This window comes from Cognatishimia sp. F0-27 (assembly GCF_020667845.1).
GTDB lineage: Bacteria > Pseudomonadota > Alphaproteobacteria > Rhodobacterales > Rhodobacteraceae > JAFMPQ01.
The window spans coordinates 35,080-60,582 of the sequence record NZ_JAFMPQ010000032.1 but is presented as its reverse complement, the minus strand read 5'-3'; the positions used below and the strand labels follow the sequence as shown (position 1 = coordinate 60,582).

General features: G+C 61.8%; 19 protein-coding genes and 1 tRNA gene. 6 read left to right on the top strand and 14 right to left on the bottom strand.

What is annotated here, in order from left to right; translation table 11 throughout:
* The 10 genes from J1C49_RS16305 to J1C49_RS16260 all read right to left on the bottom strand — a co-directional run.
* Nucleotides 1-4,502 (bottom strand): calcium-binding protein (locus tag J1C49_RS16305; protein ID WP_227446901.1); only part of this gene is annotated, 4,502 nt, incomplete at its 3' end.
* A gap of 309 nt (nt 4,503-4,811) precedes the next feature.
* Nucleotides 4,812-5,030 carry a hypothetical protein gene (locus J1C49_RS16300; protein ID WP_227446900.1) on the bottom strand — a complete coding sequence of 73 codons (219 nt, stop codon included), beginning with the start codon at nt 5,028-5,030 and terminating at the stop codon, nt 4,812-4,814.
* Nucleotides 5,031-5,657: 627 nt separating this feature from the next.
* Nucleotides 5,658-6,113 carry a CoxG family protein gene (locus tag J1C49_RS16295; RefSeq protein WP_227446899.1) on the bottom strand — a complete coding sequence of 152 codons (456 nt, stop codon included), beginning with the start codon at nt 6,111-6,113 and terminating at the stop codon, nt 5,658-5,660.
* Nucleotides 6,114-6,520: 407 nt separating this feature from the next.
* A complete protein-coding gene (locus J1C49_RS16290) occupies nt 6,521-7,300 on the bottom strand; it encodes an XdhC family protein (RefSeq protein WP_227446898.1) in 780 nt (259 codons plus the stop codon).
* Complete coding sequence (locus J1C49_RS16285; protein ID WP_227446897.1) at nt 7,297-8,478, bottom strand: VWA domain-containing protein; 1,182 nt, start codon at nt 8,476-8,478, stop codon at nt 7,297-7,299. The genes J1C49_RS16290 and J1C49_RS16285 overlap by 4 nt, the downstream gene beginning before the upstream one ends.
* Complete coding sequence (locus J1C49_RS16280; protein ID WP_227446904.1) at nt 8,475-9,350, bottom strand: MoxR family ATPase; 876 nt, start codon at nt 9,348-9,350, stop codon at nt 8,475-8,477. The genes J1C49_RS16285 and J1C49_RS16280 overlap by 4 nt, the downstream gene beginning before the upstream one ends.
* Before the next feature lie 91 nt (nt 9,351-9,441).
* On the bottom strand, nt 9,442-11,868 hold the full coding sequence (locus tag J1C49_RS16275; RefSeq protein WP_227446896.1) for an aerobic carbon-monoxide dehydrogenase large subunit: 2,427 nt from the start codon (nt 11,866-11,868) through the stop codon (nt 9,442-9,444).
* Nucleotides 11,865-12,359 (bottom strand): (2Fe-2S)-binding protein, encoded by a 495-nt coding sequence (locus J1C49_RS16270; RefSeq protein ID WP_227446895.1) that lies wholly within the window; start codon nt 12,357-12,359, stop codon nt 11,865-11,867. The genes J1C49_RS16275 and J1C49_RS16270 overlap by 4 nt, the downstream gene beginning before the upstream one ends.
* A 112-nt stretch (nt 12,360-12,471) precedes the next feature.
* A complete protein-coding gene (locus J1C49_RS16265; RefSeq protein ID WP_227446894.1) occupies nt 12,472-13,326 on the bottom strand; it encodes a xanthine dehydrogenase family protein subunit M in 855 nt (284 codons plus the stop codon).
* 114 nt (nt 13,327-13,440) lie between these two features.
* Nucleotides 13,441-14,580 carry an MHYT domain-containing protein gene (locus J1C49_RS16260; RefSeq protein ID WP_227446903.1) on the bottom strand — a complete coding sequence of 380 codons (1,140 nt, stop codon included), beginning with the start codon at nt 14,578-14,580 and terminating at the stop codon, nt 13,441-13,443.
* Nucleotides 14,581-14,990: 410 nt separating this feature from the next.
* Between J1C49_RS16260 and J1C49_RS16255 the strand changes: the two genes are divergently transcribed.
* Complete coding sequence (locus J1C49_RS16255) at nt 14,991-17,771, top strand: calcium-binding protein (RefSeq protein WP_227446893.1); 2,781 nt, start codon at nt 14,991-14,993, stop codon at nt 17,769-17,771.
* A 372-nt stretch (nt 17,772-18,143) separates the two neighbouring features.
* On the opposite strand, the gene J1C49_RS16250 is transcribed toward J1C49_RS16255, so the two are convergent.
* The 4 genes from J1C49_RS16250 to J1C49_RS16235 form a co-directional block, all read right to left on the bottom strand.
* Nucleotides 18,144-18,220 (bottom strand) — tRNA-Arg (locus J1C49_RS16250).
* A gap of 58 nt (nt 18,221-18,278) precedes the next feature.
* Nucleotides 18,279-19,661, bottom strand: coding sequence for a HAMP domain-containing sensor histidine kinase (locus tag J1C49_RS16245; protein WP_227446892.1), 1,383 nt, complete (start codon nt 19,659-19,661; stop codon nt 18,279-18,281).
* 13 nt (nt 19,662-19,674) lie between these two features.
* On the bottom strand, nt 19,675-21,093 hold the full coding sequence (locus J1C49_RS16240; protein ID WP_227446891.1) for an NAD(P)/FAD-dependent oxidoreductase: 1,419 nt from the start codon (nt 21,091-21,093) through the stop codon (nt 19,675-19,677).
* Between the two features lie 3 nt (nt 21,094-21,096).
* The gene (locus J1C49_RS16235) at nt 21,097-21,828 is read right to left on the bottom strand and encodes a TVP38/TMEM64 family protein (RefSeq protein ID WP_227446890.1); all 732 of its coding nucleotides are present in this window, start codon (nt 21,826-21,828) and stop codon (nt 21,097-21,099) included.
* 301 nt (nt 21,829-22,129) lie between these two features.
* Between J1C49_RS16235 and rpmH the strand changes: the two genes are divergently transcribed.
* The 5 genes from rpmH to J1C49_RS16210 all read left to right on the top strand — a co-directional run bounded on the left by rpmH (nt 22,130) and on the right by J1C49_RS16210 (nt 25,423).
* Nucleotides 22,130-22,264, top strand: a complete 135-nt coding sequence (gene rpmH, locus J1C49_RS16230; protein WP_012177012.1) for a 50S ribosomal protein L34 — start codon at nt 22,130-22,132, stop codon at nt 22,262-22,264.
* Between the two features lie 32 nt (nt 22,265-22,296).
* On the top strand, nt 22,297-22,680 hold the full coding sequence (rnpA, locus tag J1C49_RS16225) for a ribonuclease P protein component (RefSeq protein WP_227446902.1): 384 nt from the start codon (nt 22,297-22,299) through the stop codon (nt 22,678-22,680).
* Nucleotides 22,677-22,898 carry a membrane protein insertion efficiency factor YidD gene (gene yidD, locus J1C49_RS16220; protein WP_227446889.1) on the top strand — a complete coding sequence of 74 codons (222 nt, stop codon included), beginning with the start codon at nt 22,677-22,679 and terminating at the stop codon, nt 22,896-22,898. Before rnpA ends, yidD begins: the two co-directional genes overlap by 4 nt.
* 47 nt (nt 22,899-22,945) lie before the next feature.
* Nucleotides 22,946-23,803: a tRNA 2-thiocytidine(32) synthetase TtcA gene (ttcA, locus tag J1C49_RS16215; protein WP_227446888.1), complete on the top strand. Its 858-nt coding sequence runs from the start codon at nt 22,946-22,948 to the stop codon at nt 23,801-23,803.
* 72 nt (nt 23,804-23,875) lie between these two features.
* Nucleotides 23,876-25,423, top strand: a complete 1,548-nt coding sequence (locus J1C49_RS16210; protein ID WP_227446887.1) for a bifunctional diguanylate cyclase/phosphodiesterase — start codon at nt 23,876-23,878, stop codon at nt 25,421-25,423.
* Nucleotides 25,424-25,503: the final 80 nt, after the last annotated feature.

The window sequence follows — 25,503 nt, the reverse complement described above, 5'->3', positions numbered from 1 at the left end:
AGGTTGATCGCCACGCGCGCGCCCGACTGCTCATAAGATGCCGTGTCGCTGCCGCCCTGCCCGTCGACCACGTCCGGCCCGGCACCGCCCTCGATGACATTGGCACCGCCATCACCGCGCAGGATGTCGTTGAACGCAGAGCCGCGCAGGTTCTCGATGCTGGTCAGGCTGTCACCGGCTGCATCGCCGCCACCAGCAAAGCCAACCCCAAGGTTGATCGCCACGCGCGCGCCCGACTGCTCATAAGATACCGTATCGCTGCCGCCCTGCCCGTCGACCACATCCGGCCCGGCACCGCCCTCGATGACATTGGCACCGCCATCACCGCGCAGGATATCGTTGAACGCAGAGCCGCGCAGGTTCTCGATGCTGGTCAGGCTGTCACCGGCTGCATCGCCACCACCGGCAAAGCCAGCGCCAAGGTTGATCGCGACCCTGGTCGCTGAGGACGCATAGGACAGCGTGTCACGTCCGTCACCGCCATCGATCGCGTCACCCTCCGCGCCGCCTTCGATTGTATCGTGACCCGCGCCCGCCTTGATCGTGTCATTTCCAGCGCCGCCGTTGATGCTGTCATTGCCGCCGCTGCTGATCAGCGTGTCCGCGCCTGCCAGCCCGGTGAGGATGTCGTTGAACGCAGACCCGAGCAGGATCTCGGACGCACCAGTGCCGGTTTGAATGACCCCCACGCCTGACCCGGCTTCACTCAATGTGACCGTTACCGTCCCCACATCCGCAAGGCCGCTTATGTCCTCGATACCGTAGGTGAAAGTATCCAGAGCGGTGGTGTTGGGCGCTACGTCCCATGCGTCCGTCGGATCGAACACCAGAACACCCTGGGCAAAGAGCCATACCCGTGCATTGGACGGCAAGGTGAAGGCCTCGCCGGTCTGCACCGAAACACCATTTATTTGGGTGAGGGTCAAAGACGTGCCTTCGGGGTCGAAATCATTCGTCAGCACGTCGATCGCAATGAGTTGGCTGGACGGTGTCGCCACAGGATCCAAAACGGCCACGGGCGCCTCATTCACGTCACCCAGCGTGATCTGCACCTCGGTTGTCCCGCTCAAAGCGCCATCGCTCGCCGCGATCTCGACCACATAGACGTTGTCCCCGTCGGCATCTCCCAGCGCTTCGAAATCCGGCGCAGTGAGGAACCGCAGCGCCCCGGAAGCGGCGTCGATGCCGAAGAGCGCGCTGTCTGCGCCACCGATGATGGTGTAATCCAGCGCCGCCGTCTCGACATCGCTTGCGGTGACAAGGGGCACAGCGGTCTGGTTCTCATCCATGGCCAGGGCGGAGACGGGCATATCGAACACCGGGCGGTCATTGACCGGGCGCACGGTGATGGTCGCGGTTGCGATCTCCGACACCAGATCGGCATCGGTGACCCGGTAGGTGAAGCTGTCCGCGCCGTTGGCATCGGGATCGGGCGTATAGGAAAACCAATCATTACCCAGCAGCACCACATCACCCAAGGTCGGCCCGCTGACGATTTCGACACTCAGATCGCCAAGCCCGGTTTCGGCGTCGGAAAAGTCGAGCCGCGCGAGGGTGTCGATGCTGTCTTCATCAACGTCAAGCGTGATGTTGCGGGCTACGGGCGCGGTGTTGTCGGGCCGCGCGGGCACGGTCGCCGCCGCAACCCCGTCACCTGCGGTCCCGGTGCTGAAATTCCACTGGAAGGTTCGTGGCGTGGCCAGCGATCCATCCGGGTTTTGCGGGACGATCGTAAAGTCGATCTCACGCATCAGCACGTCAAACAGGTCGCCAGCACTGGACGTTTCGGCGACCGCGGCGAAGCTCGTATCGGCCACCCGCAGATCATAGACGGTGTCGCCATTGGCATTGAGCCCCACGATCTGCATCGTGGGAATGACCGATTGATCCGCGATCAGCTCCACAATCTGTGGTGTCGCCGCTCCAAAATCGAGTATGAAACGCCCACTCACCTCGGCGCCGCTGCCGTTCCCAAAGGCAGTCACGCCACCGAAACTGAACGTATCGAGCTCAAATGCGCCCAGCCGGGCGGCACCCGTTTGGCCGCTGTCCACGCCATCGAGGAGCAACAGGTATTGCGCCACTTCAAGCGAAGTATCCTCCCCCATCGGCACAACCGGCGGCGTTATGCTTGCACGCGGCTGGTTGGTGATCAGATCCCACGCCGTTGATGTGGATGTATCAGCAAGCGGATTTGTCGTGATCAGTTCAAACGCGTCGTAGGCAACCACGATTTCGACGTTGGGACTGGCGCCCTCCGAGAATGCGAGGATCTCGGAGCCTGCAAGCCGCAAGTCATAGATCAGCTCCGGCGCTCCGGGAGCATCGGTGTCAAAGCCGAGGACCTGAACCGTTTGCGTGCCCCCTGTGCCAAAGGTCTCCAGGATTTCAAGCAGGGCAGGCCCCGGATCGAAGCTGAGATTTGCAATCTGAGACCGCGCCTCCCCATAAGAAGCGGGATTGACGTCATAAGACGCAAGGTTCAGTTCAAACGCCCCTTCGAGCCCTGGGATCTGGACATTGCCTGCAATTCCGTCGATCAACATATAGAGCGTATCGGGGCGCGCGCTCATCCCCGCCTCGACCGGCGTGACCGGCGCGTCGATCGACGTCACGTCGGTCTGGGTGCTCAGGTTCCACGAAAAGCTGCTGTCGACACGCGAATCCCCATTGGCAGCCACGCCAAAGCTGCGCATTTCGAATTGTTGAGGGAACGCGCTGATCCCCGTCTGGATGCCAGCCGCCTCGTTCACCGAAATGGCGACGTCGCCCAGCACAACTTCCGAAATCGGCACGGTCGGGCCGTTTGCGAAGGCCCCGTATTCAACGATCCTGATCGAGTCGATCCGAGTGCCCGGTGCGATGTCACCCAACACTCCGGCCAACTGGCTCCCCAGATCCAGAACAAGAACGGAAGTCAGACCACCCAGGATGAAGTCTTGGGGAATGGCCTGAAGGAAAAGAATGCCCGGAATGCCCGCGGCATCCGGCACCGCGACGCCGTCGATGAATATGCCAAAGGTGCTTGCCGCGTCCGGCGCGGCAATCGCGGCCCCGGCAACTGGCGCCACGATATCGGTGCCCGCAACATCGTTGACCACATCCCACTGAAACTCAGACCGGATTTGCGTGCCATCGGGGGCGCGCGCAATCGTCTCGTAGTCAATGGCGTCATATTCCACGAGGAGTTGGGTTATTCCGTCTTCAGCAGCCGCGAGCGAAAGGATCCGAAGACCCTCCAATCGCAGATCATGGCTTTGTGGTGTGCCGTCTGTGCTCGGGTCCACGACATCGCGGATTTGCAGCGACGCAAGCGGCGTTTCCGTGACCATCGCTTCGTAAATATCGGGCAGGATCTGCGAAAAATCACCCGCGATCTGCATCACACTCAGTGTGTTGTCTTGCATGATCCCGCCGGGAAAGGCATCGCCATAGATCGTCTGCGCGTTGAACGCAAAAGAGATATCCCGGAATGCGCCTTCCATCCCGACAGCCGTTTCCGGCCCGCCCAGCCCGTCGATGATCAGGATGCTTTCATCGCTGGGCGTGTAGGTCGCGTCGGGCACAGGTCCGGGATCGGGGGCCGCGACGCCATCGCCCGCAAGATTGAACAGAGCATTCCACGAAAACTGCGTCTGTGTCTCGGGCGTATCGCCATCGGCGGGCGAAGTAGAGATTATCTCGTACTCTTCGTAAACCAACACGGCTGTGAGCCCGGGCTCATCTGAGGCTGCGTCCAACGCGACGCTCAACAACCGCACGTTTTCCAACCGCAGATCGGCCTGTGCCTGTGACGGCGGCGTCGCCGTTGCGCCATCCGGGCCGCCGAAGATCTGAACTGACGAAAACAACCGGCCCGTTGTCAGGGCTTCGAAAATCTCCGGCGATGCGGCCTGAGGGTCAAACCGAACGACATATGTGCCGCTGTTCACTTCCGAGGCCGTAAACTCGAATCCCGGCTCGCTGATGATCTCAAACCCGCCCGCATTCCCCGACGCATCGGCAGACAGCCCGTCAAACCGGATCCAGTGTTGGTCTGCATCCACGTCCGCCGCGGGGGTGGGCCCGGTCGGATCGGGCGCATCCACCCCGCTGCCCGGCCCTTCATTGCGTGAAAAACCGCGCGCGGGCAGATGATAGAGATCCGAAGTGACCTCGTTGGTGGTGATCTGAAAATCGGTGTATTGCACCCGGATCTCGACCTGCCCGCTCAACGCGCCACTGGCAATGAGCAGTTCGACATCCTCGGCGCGCAGATCGTAGACAATGCGCCCCGTATCGTTCCTCCCGATGATCTGGACCGAGGGAAGGGCGGTCCCGGTCTCGAGGGCTTGAACAAGGGTCGGAAGCGCTGTGCCGAGGTTGAGTGAGAGTCTGAGGATGGCTTCTTCGAAAAACGAGTTGGGTCTTCCGCTGAAGCCGAAGTCGTCCAAGGCAAATGCGCCGTCCAAGGCCGGATCACCCGGCACACCGTCAATCACCAGGACATACTCGACCGACATTTTGAATTCCAATCATCAATGGATTGTCGAGGTTAAGCGAGGTGGGCCGCCATTAAAAGAAAAATAGCCATGGCGCATACAGATCATGCCGTGGATTAATCCGCAGAAGGCGCGCGCAGGATCGCAGATGCCCTTTTGAAAGCTGTTCAGCTTGGAGGCGCGCGTCACGTTATCGAACGGGTTTCGTGTGGATGGTCTCCCCCGTCTCGGTCTGTTCCGATTTTCACTCTTTGGGCCTGACGGGACAGGGAAAATCCGGCGTCCCCCTGTTTGCCACGGTCATGGGACCATTGGTTTGCTAGGGGCCGGTCAGCGCAGGGCGCAACATTGCAGGACATTGACCTGAGGGCCCTGTCCAAGCCGTGCCTTGAAGATATCCTTCATCACCTGCACGCGTTCCCGCTCCAGAGCAGTCCCGCTCAAACGCCCGTCGGCAGTTTTGCCATCCAGCACGGTATCGCGGCTGTCGAGCGCGCATCGCGTATCGTCGCGCGGCCAACCCGTTCTGCGACAACGAGAACGGCTCAACGGAAGCCCATCTGGGCCCGTCGATTGCGTCGCCGACAAGCTGCCAAATAAACACACCGACCAGACGCGCCGAACGCTCTGTGAACTCACGCCGCCATCTGACCCGGAATCCAGGACGGCGGGCAATGCGATTGCAGCGCATGATCGGGCGCGGGGCCTTTCAGGCCGCGGAACGGCTCGGCGGCGGTTGCGGACAGCGTCACCGGAACCTCGGGGAAGGTGCGTTTGCTCTGCAAGGTCGCGCGCGGCGCTGGCACCACGAACGGCTCAATGGGCGACGGCGTGGCCCGGATTGATGGCGAGGACCCGACCGTCGGCACGGCCGTTTCAGGCGCTCTTCCGCATAAGGAACACGCCTGCCACCGTGTTGTTATTCGCATAGGTCACGCGGTGTGGCAGCGTTGCGCCCTGCCTAAAATACTCCGGCCGCAAAACCGGCAGGTCAGGCGCTTTCCGGATCCGATCCCGACAGCCGAATACGATGGCAAAAGGGGCACCAACTCCCCAAGCGCGGGCAGCGGCGCGCATCACGACCCACGCCTGCTTGTCCAGTCCCAGCGATCCGCGCATGGTTGAGCGTCGGAATTGCCCCTTGGGTGGTGTCCCAGGGGCAAAACGCCGGCGTGCTCAGGCCGGAATGTCTTCGTCGACCACTTCGGCGAAGGACTTGAAGAATTTCGCGGCAAGCTTCTTGGCCGTGCTCTGGATCAGCCGGCTCCCAAGCTGAGCGAGTTTGCCCCCAATCTCGGCCTTCGCTTCGTAGCGCAGGATCGTCTTGTCCGGACCATCCGCGGTCAAGGTCACGTCAGCACCACCCTTCGCGTGGCCGGCTGGCCCGCCATTGCCTTGCCCCGTCAGCGAAAACGCGTCCGGCGCACCCGTGGTGTCGAGTTGCACATCCCCGCTGAACTTTGCTTTTACCGGTCCTACCTTCAGGACCACCTTGGCCTCCAGTTCCGTGTCGGAATGCTTGATCAGCTCTTCGCAGCCCGGGATGCATCGGCGCAGAACCTCCGGATCGTTCAGAGCCGCGTACACACGCTCTTTTGGGGCGTTGATGATGATTTCGTCGTTCAGTTCCATGGAACATCTCCTTAGCAACAGGGGAATTTCAGTGTAGCCAGATGATCGGCTTGCTGGGCAGTGGGCGCCCATCTGCGGCAGCGCCGGAACAAGTTAGAAATGAAGGCTTTCATGCGCTCTTCTCCATACATTTGAATTTGACCTCGCCGAAAGCTTCGACGGGGCTCGTCGCTGCGTTTGGATCCGCCAGAGCCGGTGCATAAGCGATCCGGAGGCCGCGACCCGCAGGTTCGGCGCCCATGGGCCCGATACTCCGCACGCGCTTTCCTGCTGGACGACCCGGCGCGGGGGGCCGGTCGAACCTGATCTGCGGCCAGCGCTTTGCACGGAAATGGACACGCTTGCGACGCGCGCTGCGTCCAGCACCCCGCCCCCCTGCCCCGCGGCATGCAATCATGGCGCAAGACCTACGCATGGGCCTGTGTCACCGAAGCCCGCCGGACTTGCACAAGCTGTGCGAGAATGGACAGCGCGATTTCTTCGGGCGTGACAGCCCCCAAATCCAGCCCGGCCGGCGCCTTGACCTTTTCGACGACGGATGGCGCGATGCCCGACGCGATCAGTTTTTCCGACAGGTTCGCGTATTTCTTGCGGCTGCCGACAAAGGCGATGAACTCGGCCTCGGCAGAAAAGGCGGAATTCAGAGCGTCCAGATCCCCTTGGCCCTGTGTTGCCACCACGACAAATCTCTGTCGCGTTTGCCGGGTTTCGGGCAATTGTGCCGTCACCGACCAATGGAACTGCGGTGCCAGCGCGCTGAGCGCCTGTGCGACGGGAGAGGCCCCGATGACCACAAGCTGCGGGGTCGGCAAACACGGCTCTATGAAGATATCCACCGTGCCACGCGAAGGGCATCCGTTGCGGGCAAAGCGGGTTCCGTCCACCTCCTCGCCGGCTCTGACACCTTTTTCGGCAAGGAGTTCTTCCGGCGCCACCGAGACAAGCTGGGGCGTGCCGTCCTGCAATGCCTGCAACGCCGCGCGCTTCACCGCACCGCGGGTACAGCCGCCACCGAGCCATCCCTGAAGGATCGTGCCATCCGCGCTCAGAAGCGCCTTGGCACCCGGCTTTGCGGCGGTTGCCCCAACCGTGCGCACAATCGTGGCGAAGGCGAAGGGCTCTTCCTTGTCTCGAAGCTGCTGCGCCGCCTGTGCCAGATCGCTTGAAAGGATTTCAGCCGGTGTCATAGCGCTGTCAGCTCCGGTTCCAGGGCTGCAAGATCGCGCAGCGTGTTGGCGGCTCTGAACGCGTCCAGATGCGGAAGTGCGGCCGCCATACCAGCGGCAACGGGGGCGTAATCCGCCCATCCTTTCAGCGGGTTGAGCCAAATCACCTTGCACCCGCGCTTGCGCAGCTTGGCCAGGGCATCGCCGATCATCTCGGGCGCCTCGGTGTCATAGCCGTCAGAGAGGATGAGCACGACACTGCGCCCATCCACGAACCGCTTCGCGTAAGTGTCGGAAAACCGCTTCAGCGATGGCCCGATCTTGGACCCACCGCCAAACCCGTCCGCCATGAGCGACATACGTCCGATAGCACGCATCGCATCCTTGTCGCGCAACGCTTCGGTGATCCGCACAAGACGCGTGTGAAACAAGTAGGCATCCGCAGATGTATCCGCCCGCATCAGCCCGGCAAGGAAGGCAAGGAACACTTGCGCATAGACGGACATGGAACCGGACACGTCGCACAGCGCCACGATCTTGCGTACGCGGTCAGGACGGTTTTTGAGCAACAGGCGCACCGGCTCACCCCCTGTCGACAGGCTCTGCCGGATCGTCTTGCGGAAATGCAGACGATCACCCTTGCGGGCTGCCTTGCGCCGCCGCGAGCGTTTGTCGCGCAGCGCCGCTCCGATGCGTCGGGCAACGTCTTCTGCCTCTGCGATGTCCTCCGGTCGGACAAGGTCGCGCAGATCCCGGCGACTGAGATTACGCTGCTCTGTGGCGATCAGTTTGCCGGTGCCGTCGCTCTCGGCCTCGCCCCCTTCGGTATCGGGTGCCGTGGCGGAGCCGGACGCGCCAAGATCCGCGCCCGTGGCATCGCGGGAGGATTTCACCGCATCGGTGCTCGGAGCCTTGGTTGTCGGCACGACCTTCTTGCGGACGCGCCCCATATCCATCCAGAAACTGTCGAACAGCGCATCAAAACGGACGGCTTCTTCTTTGCATCCGGTGCAGACCGCCCGCAAGGCACGGCGGCTCTCGTCTGGGTGGATCGCGTCAACCTCGGCAAGGGCCGCCATGGCCAGTTCCGCCTCCGCCACGCCAAGGCGCAACCCGTTGTCGCGCAGATGCGCGATAAAGCCCGCCACCCGCGCCGCAGGACCGGGATCCCTCGCGGCAAATTTTGTGACACGGCTCATGCGGCCCGTCCCGCGATCCGCCCTGCGACTTCAGGCGTGATACGGGCCTGATCGCTTTGCGTTTTCAGCAAGGTCGTCAGGGTCGACTGCAATATCGCCGGATCGTCTGTCAGATCGGCTATTCCCAGCCCCATCAACGCCGCCGCGAAGTCCAGCATTTCGGCGATACCGGGTGTTTTCTCGAGTTCTTCTTCACGAAGTTTCTGAACAAATCCAACGATCTGGTTGGCCAGATGCGCTTCGATGGCGGGACTACGGGCGTTGAGGATCGCCAGCTCTGTGCCCCTGTCGGGGTATTCGACATAGGTATACAAACACCGACGGCGCAAGGCGTCCGACAGGTCGCGCGTTCCGTTGGAGGTCAGCACGACGACCGGTCGGGTCTTGGCGACGATGGTGCCAAGCTCAGGGATGGAAACCTGAAAATCGGACAGGATTTCCAGAAGATATGCCTCAAACTCCTCGTCCGCGCGATCAATCTCGTCGATCAGGAGAACCGGTGCCTTGTCTTGGGTAATTGCCGCCAAGAGGGGCCGCTCCAGCAGGAAGTCCCTGGAAAAGATGCGATCCTCGACCGCCTTTCCGGTTTCGCCATCTTCCGCCGCCGCGCGGATCGCAAGAAGCTGACGCTGGTAGTTCCACTCATAGATCGCCTGCGCGGCGTCCAGACCTTCGTAACACTGCAACCGGATCAGGCGGGTGTCCCGCACCTGCGACAGCGCCCGCGCAATTTCGGTCTTTCCAACGCCAGCCGCCCCTTCAAGCAACAAGGGCCGCCCAAGCGACAACGCAAGCTGCAGTGCCACGGACAGGTCGTCCGATGCCACGTATCCCTGACCGCTGAGCGCGGTCTGCAGATCCTTCCAACTCATGGTCATGTGCTCCCGAGTGACGCGCGCACGGTGTCGCGCGCCCTGCTCTGCCGTCGTGGAGGGCGCGATCACCGCGCCCCCCGAAGTCGGGTCAGCCATGCAGGCCCAGTTCATTGGCGGTCTTCCAGATCCGCCAGTGATCGTGGGGCATGTTGGTATGGGTGTTTCCAAATGGTCGGAACGCGTCCTGAACAGCATTCGAAAAACACGGCACACCGCCCACATGCGGGCTCTCGCCCACGCCCTTGGCCCCGATCGGATGATGCGGGCTGGGCGTGACGGTGAAGTCGGTCTCGTAGTTCGGAACCTCCCAAGCCGTCGGCAGGAAGAAGTCCATCAGCGTGCCGGTCTTGACGTTGCCCATATCGTCATAGGCAATCTCCTGACCCAGAGCGACCGCGAGCGCTTCAGTCAGACCGCCATGCACCTGACCCTCGATGATCATCGGGTTGATCCGCGTGCCGCAATCGTCCAGCGCATAGAAGCGGCGGATCTCCGGCACGCCGGTATCCACATCGATATCCATCACGCAGACATAGGCCCCGAACGGGTAGGTCATGTTGGGCGGATCGTAGTAGCTGACCGCCTCAAGCCCCGGCTCGATCCCCGGAATTGCCTGATTATAGGCGGCAAAGGCGATTTCCTTCATGGTCTTGAACCGCTCCGGCGCGCCCTTGACCACAAACCGGTCGACGTCGAATTCCACATCGTTGTCATGCACTTCGAGCAGGTACGCGGCGATCATCTGGGCCTTGGCGCGGATCTTGCGTCCGGCCATCGCCGTGGCCGCACCCGCAACCGGGGTCGAGCGCGACCCGTAGGTGCCCAGGCCATAGGGGGCGGTGTCGGTGTCACCTTCCTCGATTGTGATGCTGTCTGCGGGCAGACCGATCTCGCTGGCGAGGATCTGCGCAAAGGTCGTGGCATGGCCCTGTCCCTGAGAGATCGTCCCCAGCCTCGCAATGGCCGAGCCGGTCGGATGAATGCGGATTTCACAGCTGTCAAACATGCCAAGGCCCAGAATATCGCAATTCTTGACCGGTCCTGCACCGACGATCTCGGTAAAGAAGCTCAGGCCAATACCCATGAGCTTTCGCGTCTTGCCAGCCTTGAAGTCCTCGACCCGCTGCGCCTGCTCTGCGCGCAAACCTTCGTAATCGACGGTCTTCAGAGCCTTGTCCCAAGCGGTGTGATAATCGCCGCTGTCATATTCCCAGCCAAGCGCCGCGGTATAGGGGAACTGCTCCTTCTTGATGAAGTTGATCCGGCGCAGCTCTGCCGCATCCATGTTCAACTTGATCGCCAGAACCTCGACCATCCGTTCGATGAAATAGACGGCCTCGGTCACCCGGAAGGAGCACCGATAGCTGACGCCACCGGGCGCCTTGTTCGTATATACGCCGTCCACCTCGAGATAGGCGGTCGGAATGTCGTAAGACCCGGTGCAGATATTCATGAACCCCGCCGGGAACTTGGTCGGATCGGCACAGGCGTCAAACCCGCCATGGTCGGCCGTCACGTGACAATGCAGCCCGGTGATCTTGCCGTCCTTGGTCGCGGAGATCTTGCCGGTCATGTGGTAATCGCGGGCAAAGGCGGTGGTCATCAGGTTGTCCATCCGGTCTTCGATCCACTTGACCGGCTTGCCGGTCACGATAGAGGCCACCACCGAACAAACATACCCGGGATAGGCCCCCACCTTGTTGCCGAACCCGCCACCGATATCGGGAGAAATCACGCGGATATTGTGCTCCTCGATGCCGGAAATCAGGCTGACCACGGTGCGGATGGCGTGCGGCGCCTGGAACGTGCCCCAGAGCGTGAGCTTGCCATTGACCTTGTCCATCGACGCAACACAGCCGCAGGTCTCGAGCGGGCACGGGTGCGTGCGATGATAATACATGGTCTCTTCGGCCACGACTTCGGCGTTTGCGATGACCTCTTCCGTCGCGTCCTTGTTGCCCGCATCCCATGTGAAGATATGGTTGGCGTGCTTGCGCGGTCCATGCGCCCCGTCGGGAAGCGAGCCGTCCTCGGCCACAAGATCCTCGCGCAGCACCACATCGGATTTCAGCGCCTCGAACGGATTGACGATAACCGGCAGCTCCTCGTACTCGACTTCGACCAGTTCGATGCCATCGGCGGCCGCATAGCGATCCTCGGCCACGACAAAGGCCACTTCCTGCCCTTGGAACAGAACCTTGCCATCCGCCAGCACCATCTGCTTGTCACCGGCAAGCGTCGGCATCCAGTGCAGGCCCAGCGGCTCCAGATCCTTGGCGGTCAAGACTGCAAGAACCCCCGGGACCTTCAACGCTTCCTCGGTGTTGATGCTGACGATCCGCGCATGCGCATAGGGAGAGCGGACAAAGTCACCAAACAGCATGCCATCCAGCTTGATGTCGTCGACGTAGTTGCCCTTGCCTTGCGTGAACCGGGCATCTTCGACGCGCTTGCGCGAGCACCCCATGCCCTTGAGGTTGGCGACGCGATCTTCGCGGGTGATTTCGTCCTTCATTCCGCCGCCTCCTTGGCCGCATTCATTTCCGCCGCAGCGGCCTGAATGGATTTGATGATGTTCTGATACCCGGTGCAGCGGCAGATATTGCCGGCCATGCCAAAGCGGATTTCCTCTTCGGTCGGGTTGGGGTTTTCCTCGAGCAGCTTGGTTGCGCGGGTGATCATGCCCGGCGTGCAATAGCCGCACTGAAGCCCGTGGTGCTCCTTGAACGCCGCCTGGAGCGGGTGCAGGTTATCCGGACCGCCGATGCCCTCGATCGTCGTGATCTCGGCCCCGTCGGCTTGCGCCACGAACATCGTGCAGGATTTCACGGACTTGCCGTTGATCGTCACGGTGCACGCGCCGCAATGGGAGGTCTCGCACCCGATATGCGGCCCGGTGATGTTGAGGCGCTCCCGCAAGGTGTAGATCAGAAGCTCGCGCGGTTCGGCGAGAAATTCCTCTTCCTTGCCATTCACGGTGATCTTGTAATGCTGTTTCTTCGACATGGTGTTTCCTTGTTTGCCCGGCCGATGCGCTACAGGAGGGCGTGGCGCCGGTGGCGCTGCAATCTGTGAGAGCTTTGCGCCTGCCCCTTGCGCTGCTTGCGGGCCGGTTCCCTTATGACCGCGACCAGGCGCGCTCGATGGCGCGGCGCAGGATGACGCCTGCGACGTGTTTCTTGAACGCGACCGGCCCTCGGTTGTCCTCGGAAGGGTCGATATCGCCGAGCATTGCGGACATGGCGGCCTTGATGGCGGTGTCGTCCACGCTTGTCCCGATCAGCGCTGCGCCCGCGGCTTCGGAAAAGATCGGCGTGTCACTCAGATTGGTCATGGCGATTGCCGCAGCGACGCATTTGTCGCCTTCCTTGACGATCTGAACCGCGGCGGCGGCGGTCGCATAATCCCCGATCTTGCGTTTTTGCTTCTCGTAGGCGTAGCCGCCTTTCGGCTTGGGAATGCTCACACCGGTGAGCACTTCGTCATCCTCGCGCGCGGTCATGTAGGCCGCCTCGTAAAACGCGCGGGCCGCGATGTCGCGCGCACCGTCCGGACCGACGACCGTGAAAGTGGCATCAAGGCATTGCATCAGACCGGGCATGTCGTTGCCGGGATCGCCATTGGCAACATTGCCGCCGACCGTGCCCATGTAGCGCACCTGCGGATCGGCGATCTGCAAGGCGGCTTCGCGCAGAATGGGCGCGGCTTCCGCGAGGCCGTCATGATCGATGATCTGATGCTGGGTCACCATGGCACCGATCTTGATGCTGTCGCTGCCGATCTCGATGTCGGACATGCCGCCCACGTCCTGAAGATCGATCAGATGTGGCACGTCGGCCATGCGCAGCTTCATCATCGGGATCAGGCTGTGCCCTCCCGCCATGACGCGCGCATCGTCGCCATGCTCCTCAAGGATCGACAGGACACCTGCCATATCCTTGGGGCGATAATATTCAAAGGCCGCTGGAATCATCGCTTTCTCCTCCCTAAAGCGCCTGTTCTGGCTTGCCGGGAGCCTGCATGCGGCCGCATGCCGCAGCACTATAAAATCAATGAAATACAGGTGTTTTGCACGAAATGCGCCGGATCACGCACGAATTGCGCCCGTTGCGCCGGCAAGTGCTTGCTTGATCGCGTTCAGCTTCGAACGGCTCACGGGCGCGGGCGGCAGATCGGGCGCGGTAAAGATGCAGCGCCCCTTGTCCTTGGTCCGCTCAAACCGCAAGACCCGCGCCGGATTGACCAGGTAACTCCGATGAGTCTGGAGGAATCCGGCAGGCACCAGGCGCTTCGACGCCTCTGTGACGGGCCACGCGCAGAACAACCGCTCGTCATCCGTGTAGACCTGCGTGTAATGCCCGTCTGCCCGCACAAACGCCACGTCCTCGGCGCGAACAAACACCTTCGCACCGTCGCGCTCGCAGGGAACCTGAACACCGATCGGTGCAGGTGGATCCTCCGACCGCGCCGGGGCATCCACGCTTTGCGCGCCACCCGCCGTGACGGGAGAGGCATCAGGAACGAGATATGTCACACTGACCCAAAGACAGGCACCGAAGATCACGAAGCTGAAAAAGATCACGCCGAGCGCGAGTGTCTCATTACTCATCGTCGGACCGAAATCGGACATGTTCGGTTCGGATACAAAGTTGGTGCCGGCAATGGCCAGAAAGTGAACCGAACAGACCGCCGCTGCGAAACCGGCGGTCCCGAGCAAGATGTTGCGGTTGGTGCGCTTTCCGTATGCGATCCCGAAGGCGAGGATACAGAGCCCGATCGCGGCGAGGGACGACAGGACAACCCCGGAGGGAGTGTACACGGCCCGGCAGAGTTCCAAGCCCGCCATCCCGATGTAATGCATCACCAAGATGCCAATGCCGACAATCCCGCCCGCAACCGCAATCGTCATCCGCGTGCGCTCGGTGAAATGCAGCAAGATCAGAGCGGCGCCAACAATCAGGATGGCAGACAGCGCAGACACAAGCGTGATGGCCGCATCGTAGTAGAACAGGATCGGTAGCTTCAGACCCAGCATTGCGACGAAATGCATGGCCCATATGCCACCGCCCAAGGCGACAGATGCAAGCGCGATGGAGGCCTTTTTCTGAAACATCGGTTTTGCAGAGAGATCGCGCGTGAGGGACAGGCCGGTAAATCCCGCGACAAGCGCGACGATACACGACATCGCGATCAGAAAGCTGCTGTGACTGACTGTCAGGAAGGCCATGCCGGTCAAGATGACCAAATCCTCAGCGCTTGGCAACAGATGCGGGCGGTCTGAAAACCCCTGTTCTGCGCGAATGGGCGCGCTGCATCACGATGTGTGAGACAGGCATGAAGCCCGAGCCACGCACCGCCGCGATCCCGCATCGACACGGCCGCCCGGCAGGATTTGGCGGCTTGAATTGCCCGACATTCGTCATTTCTGGGGGCGCAGAGAGCCTTAAGGCCGAAAACAGTTGCTATAGGCCCCGGCGCAAGCGACGCTTCCCGCACGCCTTAGACCTTCGGGCGTGTCTTGGGTTGTCCGGACGGCTCCATACCCGGAACACGCAACGTGCCTTGTTTTGAACCGCTGTCCGGTTTGCTGGTTTCCGGACGCTTGAACCGCCCCTGTTTTGCACAAGGAATACCACAATGGTTTTGTCGATTGCCCCATCCGCAACGGGCGCCACCAAGGGCGAAGTTGTCACTCTGCCGAACGGATCGTTCATGGTTGTCTGGATGCAGTCCGTTTCGGCGCAGGCGCCCATTCCGGGCGTGGCGGACGTGTCAGAAACGACCATTCTTGGTCGGATCTTTGACGAGCAGGGCCAGCCTGCAAGTGAGGCGTTCGCCATCAGCGCGGAAACCGGACCGAGGCGGCAGGACACGCCCGATCTCGCTGTTTTGGAGGGCGGAACGGTCGCCGTGGTCTGGCAAGAGACCCCGGTTCAGGGAACAATCGGCGTGGTTCTGGTGCGTTTGATCGGCGCGGATGGTGTGCCGGTGACCGAGCCCATCGCCCTGTCGGGTCCATCCGGCAATGCGCGGTTCCCGCAGATCGCGCCCACTTCGGATGGCGGCTTTGTCATGAGCTGGGTCGATGGGGCCGCAGAGGATTCATTTGCACCATGGCTGGCGCAACGGTTCGACGCGACCGGGATGGCGCAAGGTCCCGTATTCGATACCTTCCCGAACGGGTCGGGGTTCGCCGAGGTAGAGCGTGCGCTGGTGCCGCTGAATGATGGGCTCTTCTTGATGGCCGGCGCCAGCTATTTCGGGCTCGACACGCAGGAGGATGAGTTCGGCAGCGTGGTGCCTGTGGAGCTGGGCTTTGGCGGGCTGCGCGGATTCGAGGATCCGTTCTATTCGGGGCCGCTGGATGATGTCGCCGTGCTGGAGGACGGGCGTATTGCCTATATACGGGCCCGGGGCGCGACCGAGGCCAACCTTCTGGTGGCCTCGCTACAGGAACGCAATGGCGAGCGAGCGGTCTCGAGAGATTTCGACTTCTTCGGTCAGACCCTGCGCGCCCCGGACGGGACGGGGCCGGATTTCACGCCCGATCCCGGGTCGAGCGCGGCCACGGCGTTGGCCCCCCTGCCGGATGGCGGGGTCGCGGCGATCTGGAGCGCGGTTTCGGGCGGCACCGCCGCCGCACCGGAGTTCAGTGTCTATGCCGAGCTTTTCGATACCGAAGGGCTGTCTCTGTCCGGGGTGCAGGTCGTGGCAAGCGCCGTCTCCGGACAGACGGCGCCGCTGCCCTTTGTGAGTTCGGGCGAGGACGGCCAGCTGTTCATCGGCTGGACGGGCATCGCCGAGGGCACGGACGCGCCGGCGCTGTTGGGCGGGGTGTTCGATCTGCCGCGCGTGGGCAGCAGCGAAGCCACGGAGGGCGACGACCAGATCCGCGCCACGCTCGAGGATGACGTCCTGATCGCCACGGCGGGGGTGGACACGATCTATGCGCTTGCCGGCGACGACGTGTTTTTCCAGAGCGAGGATGGTCCCGGGCGCGGTTCACAATGGTTTGGCGGGATCGGTGACGACCGTTTTGTGTTGACCGGCTTCGTGCGCGATCTGCAGATCAATGGCGGTGCGGGTTACGATACGCTGGATCTGACGCTGCAACAAAGCGGATACAGGTTTCCCAACGACGTGCCCGAAGCGCTCACGGAGCGAACCATCGGCACAATGTTCAACGACGAGATCGCCGCCTGGAGCGATATCCACGCCGAGGCGGGCAATGATGTGGTGCGGATGGGATCGCTGTTCAGCGCCAACCGGCTGGATGGCGGCGACGGGACCGATATGCTGGTTTACGAGGGCGAACGGGACGATCTGATCCTCACCAATATGGGCGATCACTACATCATTCAGACGAACCGGCTCGACTTCCAGAGCGGCACACGCACGCCGGATCCGAACGAGACGGCCGAGATCCGCAGCTTCGAGTCGATCGGTTTCGCCTTTGCCGACGGGACCGTCGTCGATGAGATCGCGCTGGATCCGACGCCGAGCCTGCCCTCGGGCGGAGAGGGCAGTGCCGAAGGCCCGCCACAGCCTGAGCCGGGGATCGGCGCGGTCGGCACGGGATTGGCCAACCTGATCGAAGGTAGCGCGGGCAATGACGATCTGGCGGGTGCAGCGGGCAATGACACGCTTGTCGGCGGTCTTGGCAACGATTCCCTGATCGGGGGGATTGGTTTCGACGACTTGCGCGGCGATGCGGGTGATGACCGGCTGAGCGGACAGAACGGGTTCGACTTGCTTGACGGCGGAGCTGGCAATGATCTGCTGCAAGGCAATTTCGGCAATGACAGTCTTGAGGGTGGTCAAGGGAATGACACGCTTGAGGGCGGGCTTGGCTTCGACAGCTTGCGGGGCGGGTTCGGCGACGATTCCCTGCAGGCGCGCGATGGGTTCGATACGCTGATTGGCGGGGCGGGCGACGACACGCTTGAAGGCAACAATGGCAATGACAGCCTTGAAGGCGGCACCGGCCAAGACATCCTCGAAGGCGGGTTGGGATTTGACACGTTGGGCGGTGGTCTTGGCAATGACACGTTGCGCGGCGCGAACGGATTCGACCTGCTGATGGGGGGCGTGGGCGACGACCTTTTGCAAGGCGGCGCAGGCTATGACACGCTGATGGGCGGATTGGGAGAGGACAGCCTGCGCGGCGGTCTGGGTGCCGATACCTTCGTGTTCACCGGCGGAGCAGACCTGGTGACGGATTTCCAGACCGGTATCGATGCGATTGAAATCGCCGCTGATCTTCTGGCCGAGGGCGATCCGGTCGTTTCGGATCTGGTTGGCTATGCCAGCACTGCGGCCAACGGCGCCTTGCTTTTGGATTTCGGGACCGGCATCTCGTTGACCATCCAGAATGGCGGCCCCATCGAGACTCTCTTGGATGACGTGAGTTTCATCTGACGCTGCCGTCGAGGGCTTGGCTTCTCTGGCGATTGAACTGCGCAGCGCAATTGCTGCGGAGTGCACGCCGCACCGGCTCAAACGCTTGGTGCCGCCACCGTCTGTTTCGGTGGCGCGGAAATCGTTCTGCCTGAGATGGCGCACCGCATTGGCGCGTGCGCCCGGTCAGCCCAGCTGTGCTTTACCTAGCAACGGATCGGCGCTTCCATACGCAAGCCGGAAGCACGGTATTTCAAAGGATCGGGGTTTGGTCTTGCGCTCTCGGGAATGGCCTTCGCCGGATTGACAACCGCTAGCCTGATCAAACCGCGCATAGCGCGTGTTGCGCTTACTTTCGCGGCAACTGCATCAGAAATCATGGTCAAGGGTGGTTGGCGGACCGAGGAGGATTCGAACCCCCGACCCCTTGATTCGTAGTCAAGTACTCTATCCAGCTGAGCTATCGGTCCGTCGAGCCGGGAGATACCCCCGGCGCAGGACCGATGCAAGAGGGGTTGAAAAGAAAATTCACGCAACCCGGCCCATCGGCAGGCAGATTTCGAAAACCGTGCCGGTTTCTCCAGTGGATGTGAGCTCGAGCGTGCCTCCATGACCGCGGACAAGCTCGGCCACGATGGCAAGCCCCAACCCGGACCCGCCCTTTCGGGCGCCGCCTTGAAATGGCTTGAAAAGGTTTTCCTGCGCGCGCGGTGGCAGGCCCGGCCCGGTATCGGAGACCCGAATGAACCACTTGTCGCCCTCCTCGCGCGCGGAAACACAGATTTCACCACCCTCGCCCGACGCAACAAGCGCCTGACGGGCATTGCGCACGAGGTTCGAGACCGCGCGATAGATCTGCTCCGGATCGCCCCGCAGCTTCATTCCGGTGGGCACATCGTCCGAAAGGCTCAGATTGTGCTCCCCGATCGCAAGCCGCTCTGCTTCGAGCACTTCATGCACCAGTTCGGACAGGTTGAAATAGGTCAGCGTGGGTGCGGGTTCTTCGGCGCGACCAAAGGCGAGCGTGCTCTCGCACAAGGACACCGCGCGGGTGATGGAGTTGACCAGTTTGGGCACCAACCGCCGTACGACAGGGTCTTCGCTGCCTTCGATGCGGTCTGTAAAAAGCTGTGCAGAGGTCAGAATGTTGCGCAGATCGTGGCTCACACGGGCCACCGCCCCACCGAGCTGGGCGAGGCGTTCGCGTTGGCGGAGCGCCTGCGTGAGCTGCGTTTGCATGGATTGAAGCGCCTCTTCTGCTTCGCGCAATTCCCGCACGGTCGCTGTGGGCTCAATGATGCTGCGGGCATCTTCCGGCGCCTTGGCATAACCTTGCATGTGGCTCACCACACCCTTGATCGGCCGCACCAGAAGCACGCGGACCGCCAGAAACAGAAGTCCCGCCGTAATGACCGAGATCACCGCCGACAATACCAGGATCCGCAACCCGTAATCGATCATCGCCATGCGCAGATCGCTGGTTTCCATGGTCACTTCGATGAGCAGCCCCGCATCGCGAAACGGGTTGCCGATCACCCGGATCATCTCGTTTTCCGGCTCGACGAGCCGCGCCATCGCGTCGACGATCAGGGTTGCCGCGGTCGCCCCCCGCAGATCGTGGGTTTCATCCACCTCACCCGGCATCGGAGAGCTCAGAACAAGCTGGCGGATTTCGTCGCGGCGCAGAACCACGTTGAAGACCCCGGCATTGTCCAGCAATTCCGCCTCCAGTTCGGGGCTGATCATGTCATCCGCAAGAAGCGCGAGAGAGGCGATCTGGGCCCTCTCAAGCCGATTGAGAAGGTAGTCTTCGCGAAACCGCGCAATCGAAGGCACAAAGATCAGGATCTCGGCCAGCATCACGAAGATCACTGTCAGGATCAGGAAACGGCCGGAGAGAGAACTCATCATGTCGGGTGCTGTCTCAGGGTAGCCATCGCTGCACGAAGCCGACAACCTTCTTGACGGTATCGCTTTCGAACAGCCTTGGGGTGAAATAGGCACCGGCGGCGCGTTTGTTAACCTCTCCAATGGTGGGATAGGGGGAAACCATGTTGGACACATGACTCATTTTGAGCCCGTTGGCGATAACAAGTGACCACAGATTGATCAATTCCCCCGCCTGATGCCCGGCAATGGACACGCCGACAGGTTTGCCTTTTACCACCATGACCTTGATGAGACCTGTGGTCTTGCGCTCGGCAATCGCGCGGTCGTTATGGCTGTAGTGAAACCGGGCCACTTCCAGGGCGGGTCCGTGCTTTTTCTTTGCCTGCGCCTCTGTCAGCCCGACCTGCGCCAATTCCGGCTGGGTGTAGGTCGCCCAGGGGATATGCGCGGTCTTGGCCTTGGCAGGCAGACCGAACAGCGCCGAGCGAATGACGATCCCGGCGTGATAGCCGGCCACATGGGTGAACTGGAGCCCACCCGCGGCATCGCCAATGGCATAAACCCGCTTGTTGGTGGTTTTGAGGCTGTCATCGACCTTCACGCCCGCGCGGGTCGTCTTGATCCCGGCCTTGTCGAGATCGAGACTGTCGGTGTTGGCCTTGCGTCCCACGGCGACCAGAAGATGCGATCCCTTGAAGACGCGCCCATCCTCGGCCTCGACAGTGATATCCCCCTCGGTGCCCGAGATCTTGGCGGCTTTGGCGCCCTCTTCGATCACGACCCCCTCTTTCTTGAGGTTTTCGAGCACGATAGCGGCCATTTCCGGATCGTCCTTGCCAAGGGCCGTGTCGCCTTCGATCACGGTCACCTCGGAGCCGAGGCGGAGATGCGCCTGGGCCATTTCCATCCCGATCGGTCCGCCGCCGATAACAAGCAGATGCGCGGGCTTCTCGCGCAATTCCCACAGGGTTTCATTTGTCAAATACGGTGTCTTGTCCAGACCCGGGATTGGCGGCACGAATGGTGACGACCCGGTTGCGATCACGATGCGCCGAGCGGTGATGCGGTGCTCACCGGCTTGCACGGTATTGGCGTCCACGAAGCGCCCGTATTCCCGGATGACCCGAACCCCAAGCCCTTCAAAGCGGTCCTGACTGTCGACGGGCTCGATTGTTGCGATCACGTCGTTCACATGGTCTTTTGCCGCTGCATAATCGACCTGCGGGGTGACGCTGGCGATGCCATAAGGCGCAGCATGGCTCATCGTGTAGGCGGTCTTGGCCGAGGCAATCAGCGCTTTGGACGGCACGCAGCCATAGTTCAGGCAATCGCCCCCCATCTTGTGCCCCTCGAGCAGGACCACGCTTGCCCCCATTTGAACCGCCCCTGCCGCGACCGAAAGGCCACCGGACCCTGCCCCGATCACGAGAATATCGGTTTTGATCGTTTCCATGGCTCAGAGACCTTTCTTGCCGCGCACGGCCTTCAGAAGGATGGGAAGGGCCGCAAGCACACAGAGCCCCAGGATCGGCAGCAGGATATGTGGCTCGAAGATAATGCCGAGATCCGGCGTCTCCCCCCGTTCGAACACCTCGCCCAGCCCCGCGCCAACGGAGGTGTAAACCACCGCACCGGGGATGATTCCCAGAAATGTCGTCACCACAAAGCGCCAAAGGGGCACGCCAACGAAAGCAGGCACAAGATTGGCGACAAAGAACGGCACCGCCGGAACCAGCCGGATCAGGAACAGCATGGACCACTGATTCTCGTCGATCCCGTCCTTGATGCGTTTGACCACGCCGTCGGACGCTTCCATCCGGGCGGCCAGCCGTTCCCCCAACCCCCAGCGCGCGGCAAGGAAGATGGCCGATGCGCCGAGTGTTGCGCCCACGATGTTGAACAACGCGCCCGGAAACGTCGCAAAAAGAAACCCGCCCGTCAGGGTCGCAACCGTTGCCCCCGGCAAGGAAAAGGCGACGATGGCCACGTAGGCAGCGATGAACAGACCCACTGTCAGGGCGTAATTGGCATCGCGAAAGGCAAGGAGCGCCTCGCGGTTCTCGCGCAATGTCTCGAAGCTGAGATAATCCTTGAGGGTGAAAGCACCCACACTGGCTACGAGGACAATGGTGATCAGGGGGATGTGCCGGCGCAGGCCGCTTGGAGGTGTTTCGGTCATATCGCTCATTCTATCAGGCCTTTCCGTCGGCGGGGTGATGCGGTGTTGGATAGAACATGCGTGCTGAGGCTGCCGGGCAACAGCCATCTCACGGGCGCTTGATCGCCGGTGTGGGCTGGCGTGAGAATCCACGCCCCTCGCGTCAAGAGTGAAACATTTGCGGCCCGATCCGGGCCTTTCAGCGCGGATTTGTTGCAAAAGGCCGCCCGGAGCGTTTGACAGGCTGCGTCCACCCTCTTATAGCACGGGCTTCGAATACCCGGCCCGGGGAGAATCCGTCTCGCCCGGCCTCATCTATGGAGTTTGGACGATGAAGCGCACCTTTCAGCCGTCGAACCTTGTCCGCAAGCGCCGTCACGGTTTCCGTGCGCGCATGGCGACCAAGGCTGGCCGCAAGATCCTGAACGCGCGCCGCGCCCGCGGCCGCAAGTCGCTCAGCGCGTGAGCGTGTCCGCTGCACCCGCAGCGGAACGAGCGATCAAGACCGAAGAGGCCGCCTCGGATCATACCGCGGCGGCCCTTTCTTCGTTGACTGTCCTGACCAAGCGTTCCGATTTTCTGCGCGCCGCGCGCGCGGACCGGGCGCATGCACCGGCTTTCCTGTTGCAGGCCCGCAAGCGGCATCCCGGCGAGGCGTCAGGCATTCGCATCGGATTTACCTGCTCGAAGAAGGTCGGCAATGCGGTCGCGCGGAACCGGGCCAAGCGGCGTCTGCGCGAGATCGCGCGGCTTGTGCTGCCTGAGCTCGGTCGGGACGGCTACGATTATGTGCTTATCGGTCGCGCCGAAAAGACGGCGCTTCGGGACTTCCGGATGATGCAGGACGATTTGCGCAACGCGTTGCGGAAGGTGCACGCATGACGCTGCTGGCGCGAGTCGTTGCGGTCCCCGTGCGGTTTTACCGGCTGGTCTTCTCGCCATGGGTGGGACATGGCTGCCGATACCACCCCACCTGTTCGTCCTACGCGCTCGAAGCGCTGGAGAAACACGGCGGCGTGAAAGGCACATGGCTGATGCTGCGCCGGATCGCGCGCTGCAATCCCTGGGGCGGTTCCGGCATTGACAACGTTCCCGACTGACAGGCCCCACCCTCTCCGACCCACGCGGCTGACCCAAACGAGGCACCATGTTCGACAACGCTGACGACATCCATCCGTTGTTCTACGGAGCACCAAAGACCACCGAGTTCAAAAAGCTCCGTAAGCGCATCGTTCAGAACACCCGCGAGGCCATCGAGCAATACGGCATGGTCGAGACCTCCGACCCGAACGGCCAGAAGCCGCGTTGGCTCGTGTGCCTGTCCGGCGGCAAGGACAGCTATACCCTTCTGGCGGTGCTGCATGAACTGCAATGGCGCGGTCTGTTGCCGGTTGACTTGCTTGCATGCAATCTTGACCAGGGCCAGCCAGGTTTTCCCGCGACGGTGCTTCCGGCGTTTCTCGAAAAGATGGAGGTGCCGCATCGGATCGAGTACCAGGACACCTATTCGATCGTGGTCGACAAGGTGCCACAGGGGCGGACATATTGCGCCCTGTGCTCGAGGCTGCGCCGCGGGAATCTCTACCGGATCGCCAGGGAGGAAGGCTGTTCCGCGGTTGTGCTTGGCCATCATCGCGACGACATTTTAGAGACGTTTTTCATGAATTTGTTTCACGGCGGCCGGCTTGCAACCATGCCGCCGAAACTCGTCAACGAAGAGGGCGATCTCTTTGTCTACCGGCCGCTGGCGCATGTAGCCGAGGCCGATTGCGAAAGATTTGCCAAGGCGATGAATTATCCGATTATTCCCTGTGACTTATGCGGCAGTCAGGACGGGCTCCAGCGTCAACAGGTCAAGGCCATTCTCGATGGCTGGGAAGCCAACAGCCCCGGGCGCAGACAGGTGATCTTCAAGGCCCTGACGAATATCCGGCCGTCTCACATGCTGGACCCGAAGCTTTTCGACTTTGCTGGGCTGAGCCGCGACCAAGCGGAAGGAAATTAATCGCGCGCGTTAAGCACGAGGTTACTTCCGTGTCTTAGCCTCTGTCTCAGTAGCAACTGAGAGGGCTCTGACATGAAGCCGGGATTTGCCGCCAAGGTCGACATGTACCGCAAGGCGTTGCGCCGTGGTCTGCATGGTCCGCAAGCTTTGGCATTCCTCCCTGCGCTGGCACTTGCCGCGTTTTGGCTGGGGGGCGAACCTGCATTGATCGTGACGGCGCTCGGTCTGCCAGTCGTCTTCCTCTTTGCCGGCGGCAGCCTGGAGAGTGACCGCCCTATCGCCCAAAGCGGCAAATCCGACATGTTGACGCAAGCCGCGGCCGTTGAGTTGGTCGATATCAATCTGGCGCAAGCGCGCAGCGCCTCTCTGTCAACCGCGTGCATGGTGATCGAATGCGACGGGTTTGCCGATGTATCACAACGCGCGGGCGAATCGGCAGCCGATGCGTTGCGGGATCTGACGCTGACGCGCTTGCGCAACATGCTTCGCAAGGACGATCACGCTGCCCGTATGGGCGACAATCGCTTTGTCGTGGTGTTTGGTCCTACCCTTCGCCTCGACCTCGAGCGGCTATTGCAGTTGGCAGCGCGGCTCCAAGCCGGTCTCGAAGAGCCTGCATCCGTCCATAATACGATGCGCTACCTCTCTGTATGCGTTGGTTTTTGCGGAAGCTCCCGCCTGCCCGATACAGCGTCCGGACAACAGATGCTCGAGTCCGCCCAGATTGCGCTCGCAGAGGCGGTCGCCAATGGTCCGTCTGCCGTGCGGGCGTGGTCGGAAAATATGCGGGCCGCGCATCAGGCCCAGAAAACGCTGTTACAAGAAGTCGAGCGCGCACTCGCAAATGGGCAGATCCAGCCATGGTTCCAACCGCAGGTCGACACCTCCACCGGAGAAATCAGCGGTGTCGAAGCCCTCGCGCGATGGATCCATCCCGAGCGCGGGATCGTCCCACCCGCGCAGTTTCTTCGTTGCCTAGAGGAATCCGGGCAGATGGGGCGCCTGAGCGAAGTCATCCTCCAACACAGCCTCACCGCCTTGCGCAGTTGGGACAAGGCGGGACTCGATATCCCCCGTATCAGCGTCAACTTTTCTGATGCGGAACTGCGCAACCCCAAGCTGGTCGAACGCATCCAATGGGAACTGGACCGCTTTGGTCTGACCCCGTCTCGCCTCGGCATCGAAGTCCTCGAAACCGTCATCGCGCAATCACCGGACGGAATCATCGCGCGCAACATCACGGCGCTCAGCGATCTCGGCTGCCAGATTGATCTGGACGACTTCGGAACGGGTCACGCATCGATCACCGCGCTGCGCCGCTTCAAGGTCCACCGCCTTAAAATCGACCGCAGCTTCGTGACCCGCATTGATCGGGACGAAGAACAGCGCCGCCTGCTCACCGCGATCCTCGGCATGGCGGACAGATTGGGTCTCGAAACACTTGCCGAGGGGGTCGAGAGCGTCGGAGAGCACGCGTTGCTGTCACAACTCGGCTGTGAACATGTCCAGGGTTACGGTATTGCCAGGCCCATGGCCGTGGACCAGATCGTACAATGGGCACACAATCACGCCGAACGCATCGCCTCCGCAAAGTCGCTCGGACGCAGCAGCTCGGGGTGATCGGTTGAACACCGCACCTTAACTGAACGATGCAGACACAAGTTCTTACGCCAAATCAATAAGGGCGTTCGCAGAGGAGC